This window comes from Actinoplanes rectilineatus (assembly GCF_000962825.1).
Taxonomy (GTDB): Bacteria; Actinomycetota; Actinomycetes; order Mycobacteriales; family Micromonosporaceae; genus Actinoplanes; species Actinoplanes rectilineatus.
Genome location: NZ_JZKF01000025.1, coordinates 78,295 through 101,233, shown reverse-complemented (window position 1 = coordinate 101,233; position 22,939 = coordinate 78,295). Strand labels below are relative to the sequence as shown.

The 22,939-nt window shown below is 70.8% G+C and carries 22 protein-coding genes; 9 read left to right on the top strand and 13 right to left on the bottom strand.

Translation table 11 applies throughout. The features are described 5' to 3' along the window. Positions 1 to 101 precede the first annotated feature (101 nt). Genes WH85_RS20455 through WH85_RS20445 form a run of 3 tightly spaced genes read left to right on the top strand, consistent with a single transcriptional unit; the run spans position 102 to position 2,305 of the window. A complete protein-coding gene (locus WH85_RS20455; RefSeq protein ID WP_045743525.1) occupies positions 102 to 767 on the top strand; it encodes a type 1 periplasmic-binding domain-containing protein in 666 nt (221 codons plus the stop codon). Between the two features lie 37 nt (positions 768 to 804). Further along, positions 805 to 1,560, top strand: a complete 756-nt coding sequence (locus WH85_RS47130) for a DUF2927 domain-containing protein (protein WP_052720566.1) — start codon at positions 805 to 807, stop codon at positions 1,558 to 1,560. Between the two features lie 43 nt (positions 1,561 to 1,603). Beyond that, positions 1,604 to 2,305, top strand: coding sequence for a YdcF family protein (locus WH85_RS20445; protein WP_157411109.1), 702 nt, complete (start codon positions 1,604 to 1,606; stop codon positions 2,303 to 2,305). Positions 2,306 to 2,313: 8 nt separating this feature from the next. Here the strand turns inward: WH85_RS20445 and WH85_RS20440 are convergent, their stop codons facing one another. From WH85_RS20440 to mptB, 7 genes are all read right to left on the bottom strand, one after another. Next, positions 2,314 to 3,108: a hypothetical protein gene (locus WH85_RS20440; protein ID WP_045743523.1), complete on the bottom strand. Its 795-nt coding sequence runs from the start codon at positions 3,106 to 3,108 to the stop codon at positions 2,314 to 2,316. Between the two features lie 9 nt (positions 3,109 to 3,117). Further along, positions 3,118 to 3,438, bottom strand: coding sequence for a hypothetical protein (locus WH85_RS20435; RefSeq protein WP_045743522.1), 321 nt, complete (start codon positions 3,436 to 3,438; stop codon positions 3,118 to 3,120). A 10-nt stretch (positions 3,439 to 3,448) separates the two neighbouring features. Continuing rightward, positions 3,449 to 4,147, bottom strand: coding sequence for a hypothetical protein (locus WH85_RS20430; RefSeq protein ID WP_045743521.1), 699 nt, complete (start codon positions 4,145 to 4,147; stop codon positions 3,449 to 3,451). Beyond that, on the bottom strand, positions 4,144 to 4,533 hold the full coding sequence (locus tag WH85_RS20425; RefSeq protein ID WP_157411108.1) for a hypothetical protein: 390 nt from the start codon (positions 4,531 to 4,533) through the stop codon (positions 4,144 to 4,146). Before WH85_RS20425 ends, WH85_RS20430 begins: the two co-directional genes overlap by 4 nt. Positions 4,534 to 4,699: 166 nt before the next feature. Further along, positions 4,700 to 6,793, bottom strand: coding sequence for an esterase-like activity of phytase family protein (locus tag WH85_RS20420; protein ID WP_045743519.1), 2,094 nt, complete (start codon positions 6,791 to 6,793; stop codon positions 4,700 to 4,702). A 9-nt stretch (positions 6,794 to 6,802) separates the two neighbouring features. Further along, the gene (locus tag WH85_RS20415; RefSeq protein ID WP_045743518.1) at positions 6,803 to 7,957 is read right to left on the bottom strand and encodes a glycosyltransferase 87 family protein; all 1,155 of its coding nucleotides are present in this window, start codon (positions 7,955 to 7,957) and stop codon (positions 6,803 to 6,805) included. Continuing rightward, positions 7,875 to 9,248, bottom strand: coding sequence for a polyprenol phosphomannose-dependent alpha 1,6 mannosyltransferase MptB (mptB, locus tag WH85_RS20410; RefSeq protein ID WP_045743517.1), 1,374 nt, complete (start codon positions 9,246 to 9,248; stop codon positions 7,875 to 7,877). Before mptB ends, WH85_RS20415 begins: the two co-directional genes overlap by 83 nt. A 57-nt stretch (positions 9,249 to 9,305) precedes the next feature. Here mptB and WH85_RS20405 point away from each other — a divergent pair, with 57 nt between their 5' ends. Continuing rightward, complete coding sequence (locus WH85_RS20405) at positions 9,306 to 10,847, top strand: hypothetical protein (protein WP_045743516.1); 1,542 nt, start codon at positions 9,306 to 9,308, stop codon at positions 10,845 to 10,847. 94 nt (positions 10,848 to 10,941) lie between these two features. Here the strand turns inward: WH85_RS20405 and WH85_RS20400 are convergent, their stop codons facing one another. After that, positions 10,942 to 11,148: a hypothetical protein gene (locus WH85_RS20400; RefSeq protein WP_045743515.1), complete on the bottom strand. Its 207-nt coding sequence runs from the start codon at positions 11,146 to 11,148 to the stop codon at positions 10,942 to 10,944. 85 nt (positions 11,149 to 11,233) lie between these two features. Here WH85_RS20400 and WH85_RS20395 point away from each other — a divergent pair, with 85 nt between their 5' ends. Both WH85_RS20395 and WH85_RS20390 read left to right on the top strand, forming a co-directional pair. Then, positions 11,234 to 11,677 carry a MarR family winged helix-turn-helix transcriptional regulator gene (locus WH85_RS20395; protein WP_045743514.1) on the top strand — a complete coding sequence of 148 codons (444 nt, stop codon included), beginning with the start codon at positions 11,234 to 11,236 and terminating at the stop codon, positions 11,675 to 11,677. Between the two features lie 386 nt (positions 11,678 to 12,063). Beyond that, entirely contained in the window at positions 12,064 to 12,762 is a 699-nt protein-coding gene (locus WH85_RS20390) for a hypothetical protein (protein WP_157411107.1), read from the top strand. Between the two features lie 12 nt (positions 12,763 to 12,774). Here the strand turns inward: WH85_RS20390 and WH85_RS20385 are convergent, their stop codons facing one another. The 4 genes from WH85_RS20385 to WH85_RS20370 all read right to left on the bottom strand — a co-directional run bounded on the left by WH85_RS20385 (position 12,775) and on the right by WH85_RS20370 (position 17,564). After that, the gene (locus tag WH85_RS20385; RefSeq protein WP_045743512.1) at positions 12,775 to 15,777 is read right to left on the bottom strand and encodes a bifunctional [glutamine synthetase] adenylyltransferase/[glutamine synthetase]-adenylyl-L-tyrosine phosphorylase; all 3,003 of its coding nucleotides are present in this window, start codon (positions 15,775 to 15,777) and stop codon (positions 12,775 to 12,777) included. Then, positions 15,777 to 16,562, bottom strand: coding sequence for a type 1 glutamine amidotransferase (locus tag WH85_RS20380; RefSeq protein WP_045743511.1), 786 nt, complete (start codon positions 16,560 to 16,562; stop codon positions 15,777 to 15,779). Before WH85_RS20380 ends, WH85_RS20385 begins: the two co-directional genes overlap by 1 nt. 9 nt (positions 16,563 to 16,571) lie before the next feature. Beyond that, positions 16,572 to 17,021 (bottom strand): GNAT family N-acetyltransferase, encoded by a 450-nt coding sequence (locus WH85_RS20375; RefSeq protein ID WP_045743510.1) that lies wholly within the window; start codon positions 17,019 to 17,021, stop codon positions 16,572 to 16,574. 117 nt (positions 17,022 to 17,138) lie between these two features. Further along, entirely contained in the window at positions 17,139 to 17,564 is a 426-nt protein-coding gene (locus tag WH85_RS20370; protein ID WP_045743509.1) for a DUF350 domain-containing protein, read from the bottom strand. 161 nt (positions 17,565 to 17,725) lie between these two features. Between WH85_RS20370 and WH85_RS20365 the strand changes: the two genes are divergently transcribed. Together WH85_RS20365 and WH85_RS47125 are read left to right on the top strand one after the other, a co-directional pair. Then, a complete protein-coding gene (locus WH85_RS20365) occupies positions 17,726 to 18,358 on the top strand; it encodes an RNA polymerase sigma factor (protein ID WP_045743508.1) in 633 nt (210 codons plus the stop codon). Beyond that, positions 18,355 to 19,341 (top strand): hypothetical protein, encoded by a 987-nt coding sequence (locus WH85_RS47125; RefSeq protein ID WP_157411106.1) that lies wholly within the window; start codon positions 18,355 to 18,357, stop codon positions 19,339 to 19,341. The genes WH85_RS20365 and WH85_RS47125 overlap by 4 nt, the downstream gene beginning before the upstream one ends. A gap of 333 nt (positions 19,342 to 19,674) precedes the next feature. Here WH85_RS47125 and glnA read toward each other — a convergent pair whose 3' ends face one another. Continuing rightward, the gene (glnA, locus tag WH85_RS20355; protein ID WP_045743507.1) at positions 19,675 to 21,027 is read right to left on the bottom strand and encodes a type I glutamate--ammonia ligase; all 1,353 of its coding nucleotides are present in this window, start codon (positions 21,025 to 21,027) and stop codon (positions 19,675 to 19,677) included. A 113-nt stretch (positions 21,028 to 21,140) separates the two neighbouring features. On the opposite strand from glnA, the gene WH85_RS20350 reads away from it, so the two are divergent. Continuing rightward, entirely contained in the window at positions 21,141 to 22,916 is a 1,776-nt protein-coding gene (locus tag WH85_RS20350; RefSeq protein WP_045743506.1) for an NAD+ synthase, read from the top strand. The last annotated feature ends 23 nt before the right edge of the window (positions 22,917 to 22,939 follow it).

Sequence of the window (22,939 nt, the reverse complement as noted above, 5' to 3'; positions counted from 1 at the left end):
TGCACCCCACGGGTTAACAAGATCCGGATGTCCGGCGAACCGCTGGCGACAACTCCCTGCCGGCCCTGGACCCGGGCCCGAAAACGTGTAGGAAGGGGACCGTGCACCGCCTCCTCCGGACCGTCGTCGCCGTCGCCTTCCTCGTCGCCGTCGCCGCCTGCGCCGACCCCGATGACTGGTCCCGGTCACGTCCCGTCCCGGCACCGGCCGGTGTCCTCGGCGCCGGCTTCACCGACCCCGCCACGCCACCCACCCCGGAGGCGGTCATCACGCCCAGCCCGGGATCGTGGTCGTCGGTCCGGCCCGCCGAGGGATACCGGGTGGTGCTGCTCACGGCCGGCGAGGACGCCCCCACCAGGGCGCTGGTCACCGCGGTGACCGACTGGGCCGCCGCCGAGGAGGTCTCGCTGAAGACCGTCACCGCCGACGTGACGAAACCCGTCGACGCGATCGTCGCGGCCATGCAGATGCGCCCCGACCTGATCGTCAGCGCCGGCAACGATTTGATCGACCCGCTCGCCCTGGTCAGCCCCAACCATCTCGACCAGCAGTTCCTCATCGTCGGCGCGGAGATCGCCGAACCCACGCACAACGTGACCGCGGTCGACTGGACCGGTGCCTCGTTCCGCGGCGAGGGCCTCGGCGCGGCGTCCGCGTTCGACCCGGCGTCGTTCACCGGGGAACGCTGCGCGGCCGCGATCCGGGCCGGGGTGGCCGCCGTCCTGCACGACGTCACCGGAATCGTCCTCTGGCTCGATCAGTTCTGAGCTCTATATTGGGACCCCTCTCATCGAAGGGGTTCCCGTGGGCCGCAAGCTTGTTGTCGTCTTCGCGGCGCTGCTGATCACCGTCGCGGGGTGCACGCCGACCGCCACCCGGTCGGCGCCGGCGGCGTCCCCGTCAGCGCCGCTGCCCTTCACCTCGTTCTCGGCCTCACCGTCGCCGTCGCCGTCGCCGTCGCAGCCCGGCGTCGACCAGCAGACTCTGCGGTACTTCTTCGAGGTGGCACTGGGCGGCGAGTACGGCGACAAGTTCTCCGTCGCCACCATGTGGACCCAGCCGGTCGTCACCGTCCGGGTCAACGGCAAGCCGACCGCCGCGGCCCGCGACTGCCTCGACACGGTGATCGCCGACTTCAACGCGCTGACCGCCACCACCGACCTGAAGCTCGTCGACGAGCCCGCCGACCTCGAGATGCACTTCGTGCCGCTGTCCAAGTTCGCATCCATCGAGAAGAACTACGTCAAGGGCAACGACGGCTTCATCTACGTGTACTGGTCGGATTCGCACGCCATCACCGAGGGGACCGTGCTGATCCGCTCCACCGGCATCCCCGAACGGATCCGCTGCCACCTGATCCGCGAGGAGCTGACCCAGGGGATGGGCCTGCTCCGCGACTCCGACCGCTATCCGGGCAGTGTCTTCTACGGCGGATACGAACCCGCGCCCACCGGATATTCGGCCATGGACAAGCGGCTCATCAGGCTGCTGTACAGCGGCGCGATCCGGCCCGGCGACGACAGGGACACCGTCACCGCCGCCGTCCGCGTTCAGAGATGATCCCGCTTCCGGCCCGCCGGAATCCGTGATCCGGGCGACCGGCATGCCGACGACGACGGCCGTCGCCTCCGACCGCGTCACCGCCTCCGATCAGGCAGACTTGGCGATCATGAACGGTATGACCGTGCTGCCCGGCACACCCGGCCTCACCCCGGCCGACGTCGCCCACGTACTGGTCCCCGGGCACGGCCGGAACGCCGACGCGACCGGCCTGACCCCGGGCGGCGCCGACCGGTGCCGGGCCGCCGCGGCCCTGGAGGTCCCGGGTGTGATCGTCTGCTCCGGCTACAAATCACCGATCGACGACAAGGGCGCCCCCTGGACCCACCAGGACGAGACCTTCCAGGGCGTGCCGGAAGCTGATCTGATGCGGTCATGGCTGCTCGAGGCGGGCGTCCCGGACACCCGGATCCGAGTGGAGCGGCACTCGGTCGACACCGTGACGAACCTGCTGCGCGCCGACCACGAGGGCCACTTCGGCGACGGCCGGCCGGTGGCGATCGTCGCCCAGCAGGGCCACCTGCGCCGCATCCTGGCCATCGCACCCCGCCTGCTGCGCCGCCCCTACCTGGGCGTGGTCGTCCCCGGCGGCGACACCCGCGAGAACCCGTTGGCGAAACCGGTCAGCCGGTGGATCAGCTCGGGCCTCCCCCGCGACCCGGCCGCCGCGATCGGCACCGCCACCCGCAGGGCCGAACTTCTCTGGGGTACGGCCCGAGCCCTCGGCCGACGCCGCTACTACTGAGCAGGCGGTCAGTCGCCCTTCAGCGACCAGTCGGCGTCCCCGTCCTTGACCGTGGAGTCGCTGAACGTGGCGGTGTTGGAGACCGGCCAGAATCCGCCCGGGAAGGACGCCGGGTCCACCGCCTCGCCGTGCAGCATGACCATCGCGGTGGCCTGAGCCCCTAGAAAAGCGGTCAGGGTACCCACCCCGGCCCAGATCGCCGCGGTGTTGACAGCCGCCTCCTCCAGCATGATTCCCAGTCCGACCCAGGAGAAGGCGATGCTGCCGAGCGCCCCGATGACGAAGACGGTCGCGGCGATCAGCTTCTGGAGGACCGCGGCGAGCAACACGTAGAACGCCGCCCCGGCAACCGCACAGGCGATCAGGTTGGCCGACGTGGTCATCGCGATCGAACCGATGCGGGCGGCCGCGGCCGACTGCGCGGCCACCACCGTCGCGTAGGCGTCACGGGCCGACCCCGACCAGTCGGAATCGTCGATCGACAGATTCTGGTCGGTGAGGTTGCCGCTGACACCGTTCGCCTCGCCGCGGATGTCCATCCAGTTCCAGGCGTCGATGGCCATGTAAATCGGGGCGACAGTCCCCTTGAGGAGATCGATGATCCAGTTGATGATCTCCTTACCGACCTCGACGGACTTGTCGGCGATCGCATGGACCGCCTCGGCAACGCTGTCACTGACGTACCAGTGGCCGGTCGCTTTCCGGGCGGCCGGCTGGACCTTGTCGAGATCGGCGGAGAAGGTGCTGAGACCGCCCTGGATCTCCGCCACGACCGCTTCGAACTGGGCGACGCTGAAACTCATGACCGTCCTCTAATAGATACCGCGGAGCGAGTGCTCGTTCGCCTCGTCCTCGGCCTGGTAGATGTCCGCGACCTTGACGAGCATGTCGCCGATCTCCGTCATGGCACGGGCGCCCTCACCGGCCCGGGACGAGACCGCCCGGATCACATCGTTGTACGGGTCAACCACGAGTTGGAACAGCCCGGCCTCTACCCGGCCGAGTTCCATCCCGTCCACTCGTGCCCTCAGAGCGGCCAATGCGGCGCTCTGGTCGTCCCAGGTCAGGGACTCACGACGGAGGATGTCGGTGGCAACGCGGACTTCCTCCGCGGTCGGTGGCGTGTCTGACATGGCTCTGTCCTCAGTTCGGGTCGGCAACCGTACGCAGGGTGGCGAGTGCTGTGCCGAGGAGATCGTCAGGGCCACGGGTGAGTGGTGCGGGTACGGCGGCCTCCGCCGTACGAAGAGCCCGGCCCAGGGCCGCGGTGATGTCGTCTCCGGAATTACGTTCGGCCCACGCGGCGTCAACGGTGCAGGCCGTCAGCCCCGCTGGGCCCAGGACCACGGCAACGTGTCCCCCGCCGCCGGTTCCCTTCACCGGTTCGGCGGACTGCTCCTGATCAGCGGACCGCGTCGTCTGGAGGGCCCGGATGACATCCTCGGTCAGTTCGCCGAGTTCCCGGGCAAGGCCGGCCGGGGACCGCGGCTGCCCGATCGGCTCGCGGTGGAATCGCTCGTCCTCGACGTCCCGTAGTCGTCCGCGCCATCCGCGGTCGTCCAGCTCGTACGCCCAGTCCTGCATGCCACGCCGGAGGGCGTCGGTGGCAGCGTCCATCACCGCCGAGCCCAAACGGTCCGGCCGCAGGTACCGAGTCCAGTCGTTGCGCACGCGGATCGATCGGGGAAGCCCGTTCGCGCCCAGCGTCACCGTCACCCGGCCGGACTCGTCGCTGCCCTCGGCCTGGCGGGGTGCCGACGCGGTGAACGTCGCCGCCAGATCGCCCCACCGGGCTGTTTCTGCGTGCAACAGGCTCAGACGTCGCATCATCTCGTCGGTCACCGAACCTGCTCCTTCGTTGCGGTGTGGGCATCGGGAGCGCGCAGAACCGCACGGCCGACCATCGCCATCGACAGGGCCGCGTGTGCCAGCAGGAGCGTGAAGACCGCGAGCACGCCGCCGCTGGTCAGCAGCGCGAGGCCGAGAGCCGTCGTGAGTCCGGCGGCGACGAACTGCGCGCCCCCGACGGCCAGGCGCAGTCGGCCATGGACTCCGATCCGGGCGGCAACCAAGCCGGTCAGGGTGACAGCGATCAGCGACACGACGAGAGCCGAGAGGGCGGACCCGCGGACCGGAAGGCCGGCCGTCACATCGGGCATCCCGGCATGGACGAGGAGTACCCCACCCAACTCCACGACGGCGGGAAAGGCCCACAGGACTATCACCACAGAAGCCTCCCCTCGATCGCCTGAAACCCCTGTTCAGAAGTCCCGAAAATCTAGGCGCGCGAGATAATCGGCGCGACTTTCCGTGACTACTATTACCAATAGGAAAGACACAGGAAAGGGCACCGGACAGAACGCCCGGCGCCCTTTCGGCGTACGATGAGAAGGGTTAAAGAAGTTTGCCGAGGTTCATGAAGACGGTTTCGCCGGTGGCGTCGTCGAGGCCGTCGTTGTCGGTCACGGCGTAGGTGCGGCCGTCACCGGCGATCGCGAGGCCCTCGACCTTGTCCTGGACCCAGCCGTTGCCGGACTTGAGGATCGGCAGGAGGTCCTTGGCCGGTTTCTTGGTGACCGTCGGTGTTCCGGACCAGGTGCGCGGCACGTCGAAGGTGTAGATCTTCTTGATCGCGGCGAGGGGGCCGCGCTGGTTGTCGCGTTCGATCACGGCGAACATGTTGCCGTCGACGGCGACGATCTCGGAGAGGCCGGACCAGCCGGTGGGTGCGGCGTCGAGCGGGTAGAGCAGCCACGACCAGGTCTTGGTGACGGTGTCGTAGCGGCCGATGCGCGCGGTGTTCGCCGGGTCGCCCTTGAGGGTGCGCTGTACGGCGACCCAGACCGAGGTGCCGGATTCGGCGACGCCCTCCAGGCCGTTCGTGGTGATGGTGGCGGCGACGTCGGCGGGGAGGGTGATCTCCTCCTGGACGCGGCCCTTCGCGTCGAGCCGGACCAGCAGGTTGGGCGTGCTCGCGGAGCCTTCCACGGCCAGCCAGTATCCGCCCTGCTTACGGGCCACGATGCCCTCGGCGTCGTAGCCGATCGGCGTGCCGTCCTTGGTGACGGTCAGCTGCGAGTCGATCGTGCCGCCGGTGGTCAGGCCCAGGATACGGGTCGGCGTGTAGACGGCGTCGGTGACGCTGACCAGGCGGTCCTTGCGGCCGGGCACGGCGGAGAGCGCGGAAAGCGCACCCCATGGGATGCCATTCCGCGAGATAAGCTGATTTGTCGGATTGGCGCCTAATCCGAAAACCTGGACCGTGCCGCGGATGCCGATCGACGCGTCCTCCTCCTCGCTGGAGACGACGACCAGCCCACGGGACGGCACCGCGACGACGCCCTCGGGACCGTTCGTGGTCGGCAGGAGCTGGGTGAACTTCGGCTTGCGCGGGTTGGACACGTCGTAGACGGCGGTGAAGTTGCCGCGCTCGGAGTTCACGAAGACATAGGGCACGCCGTGGAAGCGACCGAACGCCACGTTCTCCGGTTCGATGCCCTTGGCGTCCGAGCGCTTGTCCGGGTACTGCCCGTAGGAGACGGCGATGTGCTCCAGGGCGTTGCCGGCGTCCCAGACGACCGCGCCGGTCTTCGCGTTGAAGATCGTCCAGCCGCGGGAGCCGCCCTCGTAGTCGCCCTCGTTGGCGGTGGCGAACAGCTCGTCGGTGATCCAGGTGACGCCGTCCGGCTCGCGTTTCGCGGTGATCGAGCCGGTGAGCGCGATCCGGTCGTCGTCGACCGTGTCCACGCCGGACACGGTGACCGCGCCCGCGGTGAAGTGCTTCTTGATCTTTCCGGTCGCGAGGGAGACCACCACCAGGTGGTTGTTCTCCTGCAGCGAGACGACGGCCTCGTCGCGGGAGTTGATGCTGACGTACTCCGGCTCCGGGTCGGTCGGCGCGACCGTGGACAGCCCGGTCAGCGCGACCTTGGTGAGCTTCCACGTCTTGGCGTCGATCACGGCCAGGTAGCCGGCCGGACCCTGCGGGAGGGCGCCGCCGTTGACGTCCTCGTCGCGCTCGTTCTCGATGGCGACGGCGATGTAACGGCCGCTGGGCGCCACGGCGACCGAGTCGGGCTGGCCGCCCAGGTCGATCGTCCTGACGATCTTGCGCGATGCCGAGACGACAACGAGCCGTCCGTCGGCGACCGCGGCCAGGAGCAGGCCGCCGAGATGCGCAACCGACGTCGGCTCACCGCCCATCGCCAGCGTCCCGGCAGGCTGCGGCTTGGACGGGTTCGTGATGTCGACGAAGCCGAGACGCTCGCCGGGGCTGTCGGTGTAGACGACCGTCCGGCCGTCCTCGGTGACCGTGGAGATCTCGGCCGCCGCGGTGTCGCCGATCGACGAGTTCAGATAGGCCGGGAACGTGGAGAGTCGGGTGAAACCGTCGGCGCGACCGTGCGCGGCCGCCGCGGTGGGCACAGCGCCCACTGCGGCCAGGGCCAGGACGGACACGAGCGCCGACGAGGTACGGCGGAGAGACATGCGCTCTGCCTACGTGGTGATCTTGTCCGTCTCATGGACGTCAGACGAACGCCGGGTACCGAGCGGTGTCCAGATCAGCAGAGCCAGGCTGAACCAGACATAGGTGTTGCCGCCGAGGATCTCCAGTGGCGGCCGGGGACGGTTCTCCCACAGCCAGGTCAGCCGGGACGTCATCAGCAGGTAGGCCGCGATCGCCAGGGTCCGCTGCCGTCCACCGTGCTCGAAGCAGCGGATCAGCGCCGGGATCAGCCACACGCAGTGGTGGATCCAGGTGACCGGGCTGAGCAGGCAGCCCAGCACGCCGGTCAGCGCCAGCCCGCCGATCACGTCCTGCGGTGACCGGGCCACCCGCCAGGCCCAGAAGCCCAGAGTGACGACCACGCAGACCAGCCACACCTGCGCCTCGACGGCGTCCAGCGGCAGCCGGGCCAGGAACCCGCGTTCCGACTGGTTGGACAGGAAGTGCAGCTGGCCGACCCGGTTGGTGTCGCGCAGCGCGGAGAACCAGAACTCGCGGGACTCGTTCGGGAAGATCGCCGCGGCCAGCAGGGTCGCCGCGGCGGCCGCACCGATCGAGGTCGCCGCCGCCCGCCACCGGCGCGTCACGAGCAGGTACAGGATGAAGACGCCGGGAGTCAGCTTGATCGCGGTGGCGAGTCCGATGCCGACACCCGCCCAGCGGCTGTCCTTGGCCACGCCGAAGAGCATGTCGAAGGCGACCACGGCCAGCAGCAGCGTGTTGACCTGGCCGAAAGTGAACGTCTCGCGGACCGGTTCGAAAGCCAGGGCCACAAGCACGGCTATCGCGTACGCGTACCAGACGGTCCACCCGCGGCCCCGGATCATCGGGCCGGCCAGCCACCAGACCAGCAGTGCCGTGGTGAGCACCGTGCCGAGGCAGGCCAGCACCACGACCGGCCAGAACGGCAGGTACGCCATCGGCAGCATCACCAGTCCGGCGAACGGCGGATAGGTGAAGCCGTACGGCGTACCGGGTCGCAGCCAGTCGTAGACCATGCCGCCGTCGCCGCGGAACCAGTACTGGATCGCGCCGTAGTAGACCTTCGAGTCGAAGAACCCGTTACGCCTCGCGGCGAGGACGACGATCCCCACCGTGATCAGCGTCAGGACGACGACGGTCGCGATCTGTCTGTTTCGCTTCATGCAGAACTTTCCACGCTAGATATCCGGCGAGCGCGGTCATCACGACCGCACCCTGCGCCTTGGTGGCGAGCGCCAGGTTGTACCCGTCCGGGAGGCAGAGGACGCCGGCCACCGCGCACGGGGCGACCAGCCAGAGGGTGTCGCGCCACGGGGTCGCGGCGAGAAGGGCGAGCGGCCAGATCGCGTACCAAGGGTGGAAGACCGGGGCGAGCAGCACCGTGGCGGCCAGCGCCAGTCCGGCGTGCAGCAGCGGATCGCCCTTGCGCAGCGCCCGCACCCAGAGCAGGAGCAGCACCACGACCAGCGCGGCCATGCCGAGAACCCGGGTGACGGCGACCGCACCGGGCACGCCGATCATCTCCAGGGTCATGCCGATCGCGGTCGACGGGGCGGTCCACTGCACCGAGACGCCGCTGCCGGTCAGCCCGGCGATCCAGCCCAGGCCCAGGCCGGAGCCGAGCGAGACGGCCACCAGCGCCGCCGTCGCTCCCCCACCGATCATCGTCACCGCGCGCCGGAAACGTCCGGGGAAGAACAGCACGGCGAACGGGATCACGACGATCGCGGTGGCCTTGACCCCGACCGCCAGGCCGAGCAGCACGCCCATCATCAGCATGCTTCTTCGCATGGCCAGCCCCGCCATGATCAGGGCGACCATCACCGCCTCGTTGTGCGCGCCGGAGACCAGGTGCACCAGGACCAGCGGGCTCGCCAGAACCAGGAACACCGCTTCCTTGTCGCCACGCAGACACCAACCGATCACCGCGACACCGGCCACCGCGATCACCCTCAGCAACACGACCGCTCCGGTCAGCGAGCCACCCAGCTTCACCGCGACCGCCGCCAGGACCAGGAACACCGGTCCGTAAGGGGCCGGCGAGGAGCGCCAGGTGGGTGCGACGGCGTCGGCCCAGGGACAACCCAGAAGATCGACACCGCCGGAGTACGGGTCGAAGCCCGCGGACTGCTGCCATCCCTGACAGGCGTACGAGTAGACGTCGTAGCTGCCCAACGGGAGGACGGGCAGCAGGGGTACGGCCCACAGCGCGGCGGTCACGAAGGCCCAGCGCACCGACGGCACCCGCCGGCGGCCGAGCACCCAGGCGGCGACCAGCAGACCCGTCCCGGCCAGCCACGCCAGCGGCAGGACGACACCGTTCTGCCCGGCGAGAATCGTGCGCGGAGTCACAGTGGGTTCCCACGGACTGCTCGCGCCACCGAGCCAGGCGGCCACCGCGAGCAGCAGACTGCCTGCAAGCCCCGTGTATCGGACGAGGAACGGACGGGGCATGGCAAGGACCCTACCGTGACAGGCTGCTACCACCGGTGAACCGGTACTGTCGGCGGGATGTGGGCCCGGCACCGGTTGGAATGGATCACCGCGCTGCTGGCGACGGTGGCCGGCATCGTCTTCCTGCTCCTACCACCGATGGGCACCGACCTCGCGGCCCAGACGGCACGGGCCGAGTTCTTCGCGTCACACGGATTCGTCCCGGTCGACCTCCGCTGGTACGCGGGGGTGGAGCAGTTCGGCTACAGCCTCGTCTCCCAGCCGATCATGGCGCTGTTCGGTGTCCGCGTGACCGGCGTCCTGGCGATGATCGCGGGCTCGGTGCTGCTGGCGGTGCTGTTCCGGCGCACCGGGGCGGCCCGGCCGTGGGCGGGGGCGCTGCTCGGGACACTCGGATTCGCCGGGAACCTGGTGAGTGGACGGGTCACGTACGGTCTCGGGATCTGTCTGGGGGTCGCCGCCCTGGTCCTGCTGACCGTGCCACGCCTGCGTCCGCTCGCCGGTGCGGCCGCGTTCCTGGCCGCCGCGACGAGCCCGGTCGCCGGCCTGTTCACCGGTCTCGCCGGAGCGGCCCTCGTGCTGACCGGCCGGTACCGTGACGGGCTGCTGCTGGGGGTGCCGGCCGCGCTGCCGCTGGCGGTGACGTCGCTGCTCTTCGGCGACGGCGGCTGGATGAACATCAGCCGCGCCGACACCGTCCGGACCATGCTGACCGGCCTGGTGGTGGCCGCCTTCGTCCCGATCCGGGCGGTCCGCTTCGGTGCTCTGCTGTCGTCGGCCGGGGTGCTGGCGGCGGCGCTGATCCACACCCCGGTCGGCCTGAACGCGACCCGTCTCGCCGCGATGTTCGGCGTCCCGGTGCTGGCCGCCTACGCGACGCTCGCCCACCGGCTGGTGCCCCGGCCCGGCGCGGTGCTGGCCGTCCTCATCGGAGCGGTGATCTGGTGGCAGCAGCCGGTCGTCGTCGGCGATCTGCGCGACCTCGGCAACCCGACCGTGGCGGACTCCTACTTCCGCCCGTTGCGTGACCAGCTGGCGTCCCGCCCGTTGACCGGGCGGGTGGAGATCCCGCCGACCCGGGCCTACTGGGAGGCGGCGTCGATGGGGCCGGTCCCGCTGGCCCGCGGCTGGCTGCGGCAGGCCGACATCGACCGCAACCCGCTGTTCTTCACGGTCGTCCCGGGGGCTTCGGGGACCGGGGTGGATCTGACGCCGTCGTCCTACGAAGAATGGCTGCACGAGGAGGCCGTCCAGTACGTGGCGGTTCCGTCGGCGGAGCTGTCCTGGCCCGGCCGGGCGGAGGCCGCGATGGTCACGGCCGGTCTCCCCTACCTGTCGCTGATCTGGTCCGACGCGGACTGGAAGCTCTACGAGGTGGCGTCCGCCCGCCCGATCGTCGCCGCCCCGGCCACCCTGGTGTCGCAGGACGCCGCCACGCTGACCTTCGACGCCCCGGCCGCCGGACCGGTGTCCCTGCGCATCCGCCACCACCGCTGGTTCACCGCCTCCGGGGGCGCGTCGGTCACCGCGGACGGCGAGTGGACGACGGTCCGGGTCCCGGCTCCGGGCCGTTACACCGTGACCAGCAGCCTGTTCTGACCCGGACGACCCGGCGGTCGCGGCAGTCGCTTGCGCCGGAACGCAGGTCGCGGCCAGTGCCAGGCCGGGACTCCCGTCGACGCGTACCAGAAAATCAGGACCGCCTGGCCTCGCGCTCCGCACGCTTGCGTTCGCGTTGTTCGCGGGTGAAGCGCTTCCGGTTCTCCAGGTCGCGTTTCCACTGCTCGCGGGCGAACTCGTCGCAACCCTGGACAGCGCCCTTGGTCTGCGCCGGGCCGATCATGGAGCGGAAGAACCAGTCGTCGAACGTGCGGTGGAACCAGTCCGAGAACCTGGACACGGCGCGACTCCTCAGAAACTTGGTGGGCCAATCGTTGGTGCACCAACTATCGGTAGAATACCCAATGACATGAGGAGGCACGCCAGTGAGTGATCCGGACGACCCCCTGGCACTCGAACAACAGGTCTGTTTCGCCCTGTCGGTCGCCGCGCGCAGTGTGGTGGCGATCTACCGCCCGCTGCTGGAGCCGATGGGCCTGACCCACCCGCAATACCTGGTCATGCTCGCCCTCTGGCAACATGCCCCGCTCTCCGTGCGCCGCCTCAGCGAGCTGCTGCAACTCGACCCGGGCACCCTCTCCCCGCTACTGAAACGGCTGGAGGCGATCGGCTACCTGCGCCGCCGGCGGGATCCGGCCGACGAGCGCAGCCTCGCCATCACGCTGACCGACAGTGGTCGCGCGCTGCGGGCCGACGCCGAGCGGATCCCCCCGGCCGTGGTGGCACGCCTCGGCATGCCCGTCGAGGACCTGCGATCGGTGCACGCCGCCCTGACCCGGGTGATCGCCGCCGCCACACCACAGACCTGACCGCGCCCGCCGCGCAAGCCCGGCGTCATCCGATCGAATGAGGACCGGCCGTAAACCGGACGATAAGCCGTCACCCGGGTCGGTTGATCAGCAGAATCGTTGCCCGAAGCGGACGATACGGACGGCCGGGACAACCGATTCACTGGATCCTCGTGTGGAACTGCGTCAACTGCGGCGAGGACAACGCCGATACGCCGGAGCGATGTGCGGTGTGCGGCCAGCCGTGGCAGCCGGACAACGGGGACCAGCCGCTGCCCTGGCAGCCGAGAGACCGCCCCCGGGACCCGATACCGCCGCGGTCCCGGCCCGCGCCGGCACCCGGATTCCGGTCCGGCACACCACCGGCACCACGCAACGCCGCGCCCCGGCACGCCGGCCCGAGCCGCATGACGCAGACCGAAGCTGATCAGAGTGGCGTGACCTGGATCCCGGAGGCCGCCGACCCCGGCGCCCCGGCACCCCGGCGCCGTCGGCGGTCCCGGCTGATGCCCGCGCTGCCACTGGCCGTGCTCGGCGGCGCGTTGATCACCGCGGGGGTGATCGGCGGCCCGCGCCTGATCGGCACCTCCACCGGGCCGAGTACGGCGCCACCGCCGCCGGTGACCGGGAAGCCGATCCTGGAGAACATCCCGGTCAGCCTCTCGCCGATCACCGGGGCCACCGTCACGCCCTCGGCGTCCGCCCTGGTCACCGTGGACCGCACCGTCACCGACAAGCGGGCACCCGCGGTCGCGGCGATGTTCCACACCTACTTCACCGGGATCAACAACAAGGACTACGTCGCGGTGGGGCGGGTACTCGACCCGGACGGCGCGGTCGACCCCGGCGACACCGACCAGATGGCGGCGTTCGCCGAGGGCACCGGCAGCGCCCGCGACTCCCGGGTGGTGCTGCACGCCCTGTCCACCGCCGGCGACGGCACCACCACGGCGGACGTCCGGTTCCGCAGCGAACAGGAGCCCGGAGACGGCCCGGACGGACGGCTGGACGAGACCTGCACGGTGTGGCAGATCACCTACGTGGTCAGCGGCACGGACGGGGCGTACCGGATCGTCCGCGGCAAGGGCACGTCCCAACCCTGCTAGGACCTGGGGCTTTCAAGAGTCGAGGACCCGTTCCATCGCCGCGCGGGACCGCCGGGTCAGCCGCAGGTACCGGTCCACGAACTCACCCGGATCGCCGCCGCCCAGCAGGAGCACCGCGCCCGCCAGCTCGACCCCGTGCCGGGGCAGCTGATCGGTCGGACGCCCGCGGACCAGGGTGAGCGCGTTACGGACCTGGGCGGCCAGGGTCCAGCCGGCCGCCATCGCCTCCGCGTCGGCGGCGCCGACCAGACCGGTCCGGCACTCGTGGTCCAGCGCCTCCAGAGTGCGGGTCCTGCGCAGTTCGGGCTGCTCGTGGGCGTACCGCAACTGGAGCAGCTGGACCGCCCACTCCACATCGGCCAGACCGCCGCGGCCCAGTTTGGTGTGCGTGTTCGGGTCGGCGCCCCGGGGCATCCGCTCGGTCTCCACCCGGGCCTTGATCCGGCGGATCTCGATCACCTGCTCGCGGGTGAGGCCGCCCTCCGGATAGCGCATGCCGTCGGCGAGGGCCTCGAACCGGCGGCCCAGCTCGGCGTCACCAGCGACGAACCGGGCCCGCAGCAGCGCCTGCGCCTCCCACACCCGCGACCACCGGGCGTAGTACTGCTGGTAGGCCTGCAGGCTGCGGACCAGCGGACCCTGCCGGCCCTCCGGTCGCAGGTCGGCGTCGACACCGAGGGCCGGGTCGGGGGCGGGTGCGTTGAGCAGGCGGCGCAACTCCTCGGCGATCGCGTGGGCGGCGGCGCTGGCCTCCCCCTCGGGACAACCGGGCGGCGGCTCGTGGACGAAGAGCACATCGGCGTCGGAGGGGTAGCTCATCTCGTACCCGCCGAGGCGGCCCATCCCGATGACGGCGAACCGCAGGCCCGCCGGACCGGGCCGGCCGCGACGGGCGATGCCCAGCGCCGCGCCCAGGGTCGCATCGGTGATGTCGGAGAGGGCCATGCCGACCCCGTCGACGTCCAGCGGACGATCCGGGGCCAGGTCACCGCCCTCCCGCAGGATGTCGGCGCAGGCGATCCGGAACAACTCCCGCCGGCGCAGGGCACGGACCGCGGCGATCGCCTTCACCGGATCGGGGTGCCGGTCGCCGGCGGCCGCGAACCCGTCGAGCAGCGCCTGCCGGGGGCGGGGCTGCAACTCGGCGTCCTCGGCGAGCAGCCGCAGCGCCTCCGGGTCGCGGGTGAGCAGGTCGGACGCGTACCTCGACAGGCCGATCACCCGGGCCATGCGGCGGGCCACCGGTCCGCCGTCGCGCAGCAGCCGCAGGTACCACGGGGTGCTGCCGAGCTTGTCCGAGACGTGCCGGTAGTTGAGCAGGCCGCGATCCGGTTCGGGGGCGTCGGCGAAGTCCTCGAGCAGCATCGGCAGCAGGGTGCGCTGGATCGCCGCGGTCCGGGTGACACCGCCGGTCAGCGCCTCCAGGTGCCGCAGCGCTCCGGCCGGGTCGGCGAAACCGAGGATCTCCAGGCGCTTGCGGGCCGACTCCGGGGTCATCCGCAGCGACTCGGCGGGCACCCGGGCCACCGCCTCGAGCAGCGGCTGGTAGAGCAGCTTGACGTGCAGGCGCCGGACGTTGGCGGCGTGCCCCACCCAGTCCGAGCGGAACGCCTCGACCGCGTCGCGACCGGGCAGCGCGGTGTAGCCGAGGGCCGCCGCGAGCCAGCGCAGACCGGCCGGGTCGTCCGGCACGGTGTGGGTCCGTTTGAGCTGCTGAAGCTGCAGCCGGTGCTCGACGCCGCGCAGGAAACGGTAACCCCGCAGCAGGGTCTCGCCGTCCTGGCGGCCGACGTAACCGCCCGCAACCAGCGCACGCAGCGCCGGGAGGGTGCCCGGGGCGCGCAGCGTCTCGTCGACCCGGCCGTGCACGAGCTGCAGCAGCTGCACCGCGAACTCGATGTCGCGCAGACCACCGGGACCGCGTTTGATCTCCCGGTCGACCTCCTTGGCCGGCACGTTGTCGATGATCCGCCGGCGCATGTCACGGACGTCGGCGACCGCCTCCGGGCGTTCCGCGGCATGCCACACCAGGGGCGCCAGGTCGGCGATCCACTCACTCGCCAGCGCCAGGTCACCGGCGGCCGGCCGGGCCTTCAACAGCGCCTGGAACTCCCACGTCCGGGCCCAGCGCCGGTAGTACGCCTGATGGCTGGCCAGGGTCCGGACCAGCGGGCCGCGACTGCCCTCGGGGCGCAGCGCCGCGTCGACCGGCCAGGCCACCTGACCGCAGATCTCGATCAGCCGGGCGGCGATCGTGGTGCCCGCACTCAGATCCTCGTCTCCGGCCACCACGAAGATCACGTCCACGTCGGAGACGTAGTTCAGCTCGTTGCCGCCGCACTTACCCATCGCCACGACCGCCAGCCGCGGCTCGGCCACACCCTTCAGACCCAGGACCGCGATCGTGTACGCGGCCGCGAGCGTCTCGTCCGCCAGCCGCGACAGCGCCGCCATGGTCGGCTCGAGTCCCCGCCCGCCGGTCAGGTCCGCGGCCGCGATCCGCAGCAGCGCCAGCCGGTAGGCGGCCCGCAGGCCCGGCACGCCCGTCTCCGGGTCGAACACCAGCCGGCCCTCGGCGTCCGGCGGCAGACCGCTGCGCCCGGTCGACAGTGTCCGCCACTCGTCCGGATTGGCCACCAGGTTGTCGCCGAGCGTGGACGACGCGCCGAGCACCGCCAGCAGCCGGCGCCGCAGACCGTGGTCGCGGTGCAGCTCGACGAAGAACTCGTCGGTCGCCGCGTTCACCGTCAGCGCGCCGCCGGGGCCGACGATCCGGCCGCCGTTGCCCCGCTCGGCGGCCCGGCCGACCGCGTCGACGAGCCGGTGCAGCTGGCGCAGCGACAGGTTCGGATCGGCCGACCGGGAGAGCCCGTCCAGCAGTTCGGCGGCCCGCTCGTCGACCGGGCCCTGCATCCGCGGATCCCACATCCGCAGGCCCTCGTCGCCGAGCAGGTCGGTGGCGCTGGCCCCGTTGTCGGCGAACCCGTACCGGGCGAGCCGGGTCGGCCGGGTCATCAGTGCCCCAGCAGAGGCAGGGTCCGGCCGGTGCTCTGCTGGGGGATGTCGGCGTCCGGCAGGGTGCCGAGGGCCAGCGCGGCGAACCGGACGGCGAACGGCTGCCAGACCTCCTCGACGTCGGCGAGGACCGCCGACGTCGCCGCCACCAGCACCTCGGGGTCGATGCCGAGTTCGGCGAGCGTCGCCGCGTCGCTGCGGCTCCAGTCCTCGATCATCGCCGCGTCGCACTCGATGTGGAACTGCACGCCCCACGCCCGGTCACCGATCCGGAACGCCTGATGCGGGTAGCGGCTGGAAGCGGCGAGCAACGTCGCGTTCGCCGGCAGCTCGGTGATCTCGTCGTGGTGCCACTGCAGCACGTCCGGCAGCAGCGGCACCCACTTGAACAGCGGATCCGTGTCGGCGGCGTCCCGCTTGGCGACCAGCCCGGGACCGATCTCCGGGCCGGCGGTGCTGCGCTCCACCAGGCCGCCGTGCGCGTGGGCCAGGATCTGCCCGCCGAGGCAGACCCCGAGGGTCGGCACCCGGTGGCGGACCGCCTTGCGCAGCAGGCCCTCCAGCGCGGGGAACCAGGGCGCGCCCGGCTCGCCGCCGGGGTCCGGGTAGGCGTTCTGCCCGCCGCCCAGCACCACCAGCGCGGAGAACCCGTCGAGGGTCTCCGGCAGCGGGTCGCCGGCGTGCGGGCGCAGGACGGTGAGGTCCAGGCCCGCTTCGGTCAGCCAGTCGCCCAGTCGGCGAAGATCGTCACTGGGGTCGTTCTCGATGACTAATGCGCCACTCACGTCTCGAGGCTAGTCGCCCGGTGTCCAGCGGGCGACCACCTCGTCACCGTCGGTCTCGCCGGTCTCCACGAAACCGAGGCTCAGGTACAGGTCACGGGCCGCGGTGTTCTCCGGCTGATAGCTCAGGGCCACGTTCGGCGTGCCGGGTACGGCGATCAGCCGGTCCCGCAGCTGGCGGACCAGTTCGCGGCCGATGCCCTGGCGCTGGTGCTCGGCGTCCACCACCACGCCGCCGATCCAGCGGCTGGCGTCGTCGTCGACGGCCCAGATCGCGAAGGCCACCACCTTGCCGTCGCGGGTCACGGCGTACGGCTTCCACAGATCGCCGTAGTTGCACATGCAGAGGTAGTAGGTGACGTCCGCGACGAACTGCTTCTGCTCAGGATGCACGGTCAGGGCGGCGCACTCGCGCCAGTTGGCCTCGGTGACCGGCTCCAGGCGGATCTCGTCCAGATTCATAAAGTTGATCTTGCCACTCCGCGTCAAAGTAGTTCGTCGCCGCTTCTCGTCCTCGACCACCCTCGACCGTCGTCGACCATCCTCGAGCGTCGTCGACCACCGTCGACCGTCGTCGATCTAGGAGATGCAGGCGCAGACGATCAGCGCCGCGCCGAAGTGCGACGCCGCACTGACCAGGGCGCCGCCGTGCCGCTCCGGGGTGCAGATGACCTCGCCCAACTTGCCCGGGGTCATCCAGTCCAGGACCAGGAACGCCAGGCCCATGATGCCGATGCCGACCAGGCCGAACAGCACCGTCGACGCCAGGCCCTGGGCGAACGACTCGTACGACGTGAAGATCGCGGTGAAGACGATCAGCGCGATGCCCAACTGGTTGGCCGCCAGCAACAGCGAGGCGTTCGGGTTGCGCTCGGCCCAGATCAGGTCCCGCAGCTTGCCCGGCGTGAGCAGGTCGATCAGCACGTAGCCGACCGCCATCAGTCCGATGCCCACGATGCCGAACGCGATACTGCGCCCAGCGCCCTCAAGCAGATCTTGCAGCACGGCTTCTCCCTTGTCGCGTGTTCTCCCCGACGACGGTATCGGAGCCGATCTAGCCCGGGGTTCGGACGATAGCCTGTGACGTTTTCGGGCCGGGTGTCGCTGTACCTACGGGTGCCCGCATCCTCGGGGGCGCGATCGGCGAGAGGCGCGGAGGTCGTGTGATGGTGGCACCGGAGGACCTCGGCGCTGTGGTACGCGCGGCGCAGACCGGCGACGAGGACGCGTTCCGGCAGCTCTACCGATTGCAGCAGCCGGTGCTGCTGCGATATCTGCGGGTCCTGGTGGGCGACGACGCGGAGGACGTCGCCTCCGAGGCGTGGCTGCAGATCGCCCGCGACCTGCGCTCGTTCGCGGGCGACGGCGACGGTTTCCGGGGCTGGACCGCAACGATCGCCCGGCACCGGGCGATGGACCTGCTCCGGGCCCAGCGCCGCCGTCCGCAGACCGGCGCACCGGTCGAGGGCCTGGACGGTCTGCGGGCCGGCGACGACACCGCCGAACGCGCCCTGGAGCTGGTCACCACCGACGAGGCGGTGGCCCTGATCGCCACCCTGCCGCCGGAGATGGCCGAGGCGGTGATGCTGCGCGTGGTCGCCGGGCTGGACGCGAAGAGCACCGGGCTGATCCTCGGACGGCGGGCCGGAGCGGTCCGCACCGCGGCGTACCGCGGGTTGCGACAGCTCGCCCAGCGCCTGACCGCCCGCGATCCCAAGCCTCCTGAGCAGCGCCGATCCGCGACCTGGACGGCGCCGGTGACACCGGCGGCAACGGCGGCGCTGAAGGAGATGAGATGACCAGCGAGCGCGTCCCCCGTCACCGGCCGGGCGCCGCACGTGACAGGACGACCGAGGGCGGGAGACCGATGGACCGGGAGACGGCGGAGGGCGCCCTGCGGGGCGATCTGTCCGCGCTGCCGGACGGTCTGGCCCAGGTGCTCCGGGCGGCGCAGGCTCCGGGCCGGCCGCACGAGCTGGCCGGGGAGGACGCCGCGGTGGCCGCGTTCCGGGCAGCGGGCCACGCCCCCGGCGACGCGCGGATCCGCCGCCGGTCGACGATTCTGACACGGCTGCTGAGTCTCAAGGTGGCCGCGGCGGCGTTCGCGACGACGGCGACGATCGGTGGGGTGGCCCTGGCGGCCGGCACCGGCACGTTCTCCGCGGCACCGCCGGCCTCGTCCCCCGTCTCCGACCTGGCGTCGGCAGGCCGGGAGGCAGGTCAGGAGGCGAAGCGGGAGGCTGCGGGCCAGAAAGCGACGGGTCCGGAAACGGCGGGCCTCGGGACGGCGAGCGCGACGCCGGGACCGTCGGCCACCGCCACACCGCAGCGGCTGGCGCAGCTCTGCACCGAGTTCACCGGGCAGGACGAGCAGGAGCGGGATCGGGCGCTCGACGCCGGGTACTACGGCGAGTTGGTCGACCGGGCCGGCGAGCGGGACGAGGTCGGCCGCTTCTGCGGTGACCTCCGCCGGGACGGCACACCCGATGCCACCCGGTCCGCGGCTCCCCGCACCAGCGATCCCGCCGGCCACGGTCCCGGCGGCGGCCGACCGTCGAGCGACCGGCCCTCGGAGGGGCATCCCCGCGACGGCGATCCGCGGACCGGCGACTCCCGGAACGGACGGGACACCCTCGGGTTCGCCGCCCGGAACGGGCAGGACACCACCGGGTTCGCCGCCCGGAACGGACGGATCCCCGCCGGATTCGCCGCCCGGAACGGACACCGCACCCCGTCGGCCGGCGACGGCGTGCGGACGGACCGCGGGTCGAGGGAGAGGTGAGGCAGGTCATGGGCGACCAGGAGCCTCACCGGTGAGAGCCGGCATCCGGTGGACTGGATCTGGGGAACGGGCGGTCCACCGGATGCCTTGTAAGGTCGGCTGACAACGGGGTTGCCCCCACCCTGCGCAGGCAGCCGAACCAGTCGGACGGCGGCGATCCCCGGATCGCCGCCGTCTGGCGTATCCCGGGCTACCCGAGGTGGAGGAGAAGCACCACCGTGACGGAACACAGGCGCAGGACCACAGCACGGCGGACCGCCGGCGCTGAACGAGACGGAGGCCGGGGCGGTCGTCCGCCCCGGCCTCCGGTCGAGCTGTGGGTTCGAGCTGCGCTCAGAGCGCGCCGAGGTAACGCTGACGCTCGTACGGCGTGACCTCGCGGCGGAACTGCTCCCACTCGGCCCGCTTGTTACGCAGGAAGAAGTCGAAGACGTGCTCGCCGAGCACCTCGGCGACCAGCTCGGACTTGGCCATCACGTCGATCGCCTCGGACAGGTTCTCCGGGAGCGCCTCGTAACCGGCGGCCTTACGCTCGGCCGGCGACAGCGACCACACGTCGTCCTCGGCGCCCGGCGGCAGCTCGTAGCCCTCCTCGATGCCCTTGAGACCGGCACCGAGCATGACCGCGAAGGCCAGGTAGGGGTTCGCCGCCGAGTCGATCGAGCGGACCTCGACGCGCGCCGAGCTAGGCTTGCCGAAGGCGGGGACCCGGACCAGGGCGGACCGGTTGAGGTGGCCCCAGCTGACGAACGCCGGCGACTCGGTGATCCGGTCCGGCAGCTGCAGCGGGAACAGCCGCTTGTACGAGTTGACCCACTGGTTCGTGATCGCGGTGTACTCCCGCGCGTGCACCAGCAGGCCGGCGATGAACGCCCGCGCCGTCTTGGACAGCTTCTGCGGGTCCTCGCTGTCGTAGAAGGCGTTGCGTTCGCCCTCCATCAGCGACAGGTGGGTGTGCATGCCGGAACCGGGCTGGTCGGTGTACGGCTTCGGCATGAAGGTCGCCCGGACACCCTGGGTGACGGCCACCTCCTTGACCACATGCCGGAACGTCATGATGTTGTCGGCGGTGGTGAGGGCGTCCGCATACCGCAGGTCGATCTCCTGCTGGCCGGGCGCGACCTCGTGGTGGCTGAACTCGACCGAGATGCCGATCCGCTCCAGGGAGAGCACGGCCTGGCGGCGGAAGTCGCGGGCCACCGCGTGGGTGGTGTGGTCGAAGTAGCCGCCGGTGTCGACCGGGACCGGCACCGAACCGTCGTTCGCGCCGTCCTGGATCAGGAAGAACTCGACCTCGGGGTGGGTGTAGAAGGTGAAGCCCTTCTCGGCGGCCTTGGCCAGGGCGCGGCGCAGCACGTGGCGCGGGTCGGCCCAGGCGGCGCTGCCGTCGGGGAGCAGGATGTCGCAGAACATCCGGGCGCTCTCGCCGCTGACCCCGCCCTCGAACGGGAAGACCTGGAAGGTGGTCGGGTCGGGCATGGCGACCATGTCCGACTCGTAGACCCGGGCGAATCCTTCGATCGCCGAGCCGTCGATCCCGATGCCCTCCTCGAACGCGGACTCGAGTTCGGCCGGGGCGACCGAGACGCTCTTCAGCGTACCCAGCACATCGGTGAACCAAAGGCGGACAAAACGGATGTCGCGCTCCTCGAGCGTGCGAAGCACGAACTCCTGCTGACGGTCCACTTCCACCCCTAGTTCCCGTGTCTACCTATCGAGCCGAGACTACGCTGACCAGAGCCTGTGAGGTCGGCCCGGGTCCGGAACTGAAACCGCGGCATTGGGGAACAATAAGGTCCATGCCAACGCTGCGCATCGCTCTCGCTCAGGTGAACTCGACAGTCGGTGACATACCCGGCAATGCGGCCTCGATCCGCAGGTGGTCACGGACGGCCGCAGACGCCGGGGCGCACCTGGTCGCCTTCCCCGAGATGATGCTGACCGGTTATCCCATCGAGGATCTCGTCTTCCGCAGCTCGTTCGTCACCGCCTCGCAGCAGGCCCTCCGCGGTCTCGCCGCCGATCTGGCCGCGGACGGCCTCGGTGAGCTGCCGGTGATCGTCGGATATGTGGACGCCGACGGCCCGGCCGCGATCAGCTCGGACGCCGAGGCGGGCACCGGACGGCGGGACGCCTCCGCGCTGCTGTTCCGGGGCGAGGTCGCCGCCACCTACTACAAGCACCACCTGCCCAACTACGGCGTCTTCGACGAGGACCGCTACTTCGAGCCGGGCACCGCGCTGACCGTGGTGCGGATCGGTGGCGTGGACGTGGCACTGACCGTCTGCGAGGACATCTGGCAGGCCGGCGGCCCGTTCACCGCGGCGCGGCGGGCCGGCGTGGGACTCGTGGTCAACATCAACGCGTCACCCTACGAGGCGAACAAGGACGACGTCCGTCTCCCCCTGGTACAACGGCGGGCGGCGGAGGCCGGGGCCACGATCGCCTACGTGAACATGGTCGGCGGGCAGGACGAGCTGGTCTTCGACGGCGACTCGATGATCGTGTCGCCGAGCGGGGAGCTGCTCTGCCGGGCGGGCCAGTTCACGGAGGCTCTGCTCGTACACGATCTGGATCTGCCGGAGGCGGACGCGGCGCCGAACACCCCCGGCGAGACCGATGCGGCGAAGCCGCGAGTCGAGCAGGACCGGCCCGACGACATGGCCATCACGCGGGTGGAGATCCCCAAAAATCTGGATCACAACCCCGATGTGGTACGCGGTGAGATCGCCCCGCCGCTGTCCGACGACGCCGAGATCTGGAACGCCCTGGTCGTCGGCCTGCGCGACTATGTCGACAAGAACCGGTTCCGGAGCGTCGTCTTCGGGCTCTCCGGCGGCATCGACTCGGCTGTCGTCGCCGCGATCGCCGTCGACGCCCTCGGCCCGGAACGCGTGGTCGGCGTCTCACTGCCCAGCGGCTACTCCTCGGAGCACTCCAAGGACGACGCCGCCGACCTGGCCAAACGCACCGGCCTGGACTACCGGGTGCAGCCGATCCAGCCGATGGTCGACGGCTTCCTGGCGAACATGTCACTGTCGGGTCTGGCCGTGGAGAACCTGCAGGCCCGGGTCCGCGGCGTGATCCTGATGGCACTCTCCAACCAGGAGGGCCACCTGGTGCTGACCACCGGCAACAAGAGCGAACTGGCGGTCGGTTACTCCACCCTCTACGGCGACTCGGTCGGCGGCTACAACCCGATCAAGGACGTGCCGAAGACGATGGTCTGGCAACTGGCCCGCTGGCGCAACACCCAGGCGGACGCGCCGATCCCGGAGAATTCGATCACCAAGGAACCGAGCGCCGAACTGCGCCCGGACCAGAAGGACTCGGACTCGCTCCCGGACTACTCGATCCTCGACCCGATCATCCGCGGCTACGTGGATCAGGACATGGGCCGGGCCGAGCTGATCGAGGCCGGTAACGACCCGGCCCTGGTCGACCGGACCCTTCGCATGATCGACATCGCGGAGTACAAACGCCGCCAGGCCGCCCCCGGCACCAAGATCTCCGGCAAGGCGTTCGGCCGCGATCGTCGCCTCCCTATTACCAACCTGTTTCGTGAAGGGGTGTGAAAACCCTTACTGAGGCCTGACTT

What these genes read in the sequence shown, in the direction of transcription:
- WH85_RS20445 (WP_157411109.1), top strand. Translation starts at nt 1,604, where the DNA reads ATGCCGACGACGACGGCCGTCGCCTCCGACCGCGTCACCGCCTCCGAT.
- WH85_RS20440 (WP_045743523.1), bottom strand. Translation starts at nt 3,108, where the DNA reads ATGAGTTTCAGCGTCGCCCAGTTCGAAGCGGTCGTGGCGGAGATCCAG.
- WH85_RS20435 (WP_045743522.1), bottom strand. Translation starts at nt 3,438, where the DNA reads ATGTCAGACACGCCACCGACCGCGGAGGAAGTCCGCGTTGCCACCGAC.
- WH85_RS20420 (WP_045743519.1), bottom strand. Translation starts at nt 6,793, where the DNA reads ATGTCTCTCCGCCGTACCTCGTCGGCGCTCGTGTCCGTCCTGGCCCTG.
- WH85_RS20415 (WP_045743518.1), bottom strand. Translation starts at nt 7,957, where the DNA reads ATGAAGCGAAACAGACAGATCGCGACCGTCGTCGTCCTGACGCTGATC.
- mptB (WP_045743517.1), bottom strand. Translation starts at nt 9,248, where the DNA reads ATGCCCCGTCCGTTCCTCGTCCGATACACGGGGCTTGCAGGCAGTCTG.
- WH85_RS20405 (WP_045743516.1), top strand. Translation starts at nt 9,306, where the DNA reads ATGTGGGCCCGGCACCGGTTGGAATGGATCACCGCGCTGCTGGCGACG.
- WH85_RS20390 (WP_157411107.1), top strand. Translation starts at nt 12,064, where the DNA reads ATGACGCAGACCGAAGCTGATCAGAGTGGCGTGACCTGGATCCCGGAG.
- WH85_RS20385 (WP_045743512.1), bottom strand. Translation starts at nt 15,777, where the DNA reads ATGACCCGGCCGACCCGGCTCGCCCGGTACGGGTTCGCCGACAACGGG.
- WH85_RS20375 (WP_045743510.1), bottom strand. Translation starts at nt 17,021, where the DNA reads ATGAATCTGGACGAGATCCGCCTGGAGCCGGTCACCGAGGCCAACTGG.
- WH85_RS20365 (WP_045743508.1), top strand. Translation starts at nt 17,726, where the DNA reads ATGGTGGCACCGGAGGACCTCGGCGCTGTGGTACGCGCGGCGCAGACC.
- WH85_RS47125 (WP_157411106.1), top strand. Translation starts at nt 18,355, where the DNA reads ATGACCAGCGAGCGCGTCCCCCGTCACCGGCCGGGCGCCGCACGTGAC.
- WH85_RS20350 (WP_045743506.1), top strand. Translation starts at nt 21,141, where the DNA reads ATGCCAACGCTGCGCATCGCTCTCGCTCAGGTGAACTCGACAGTCGGT.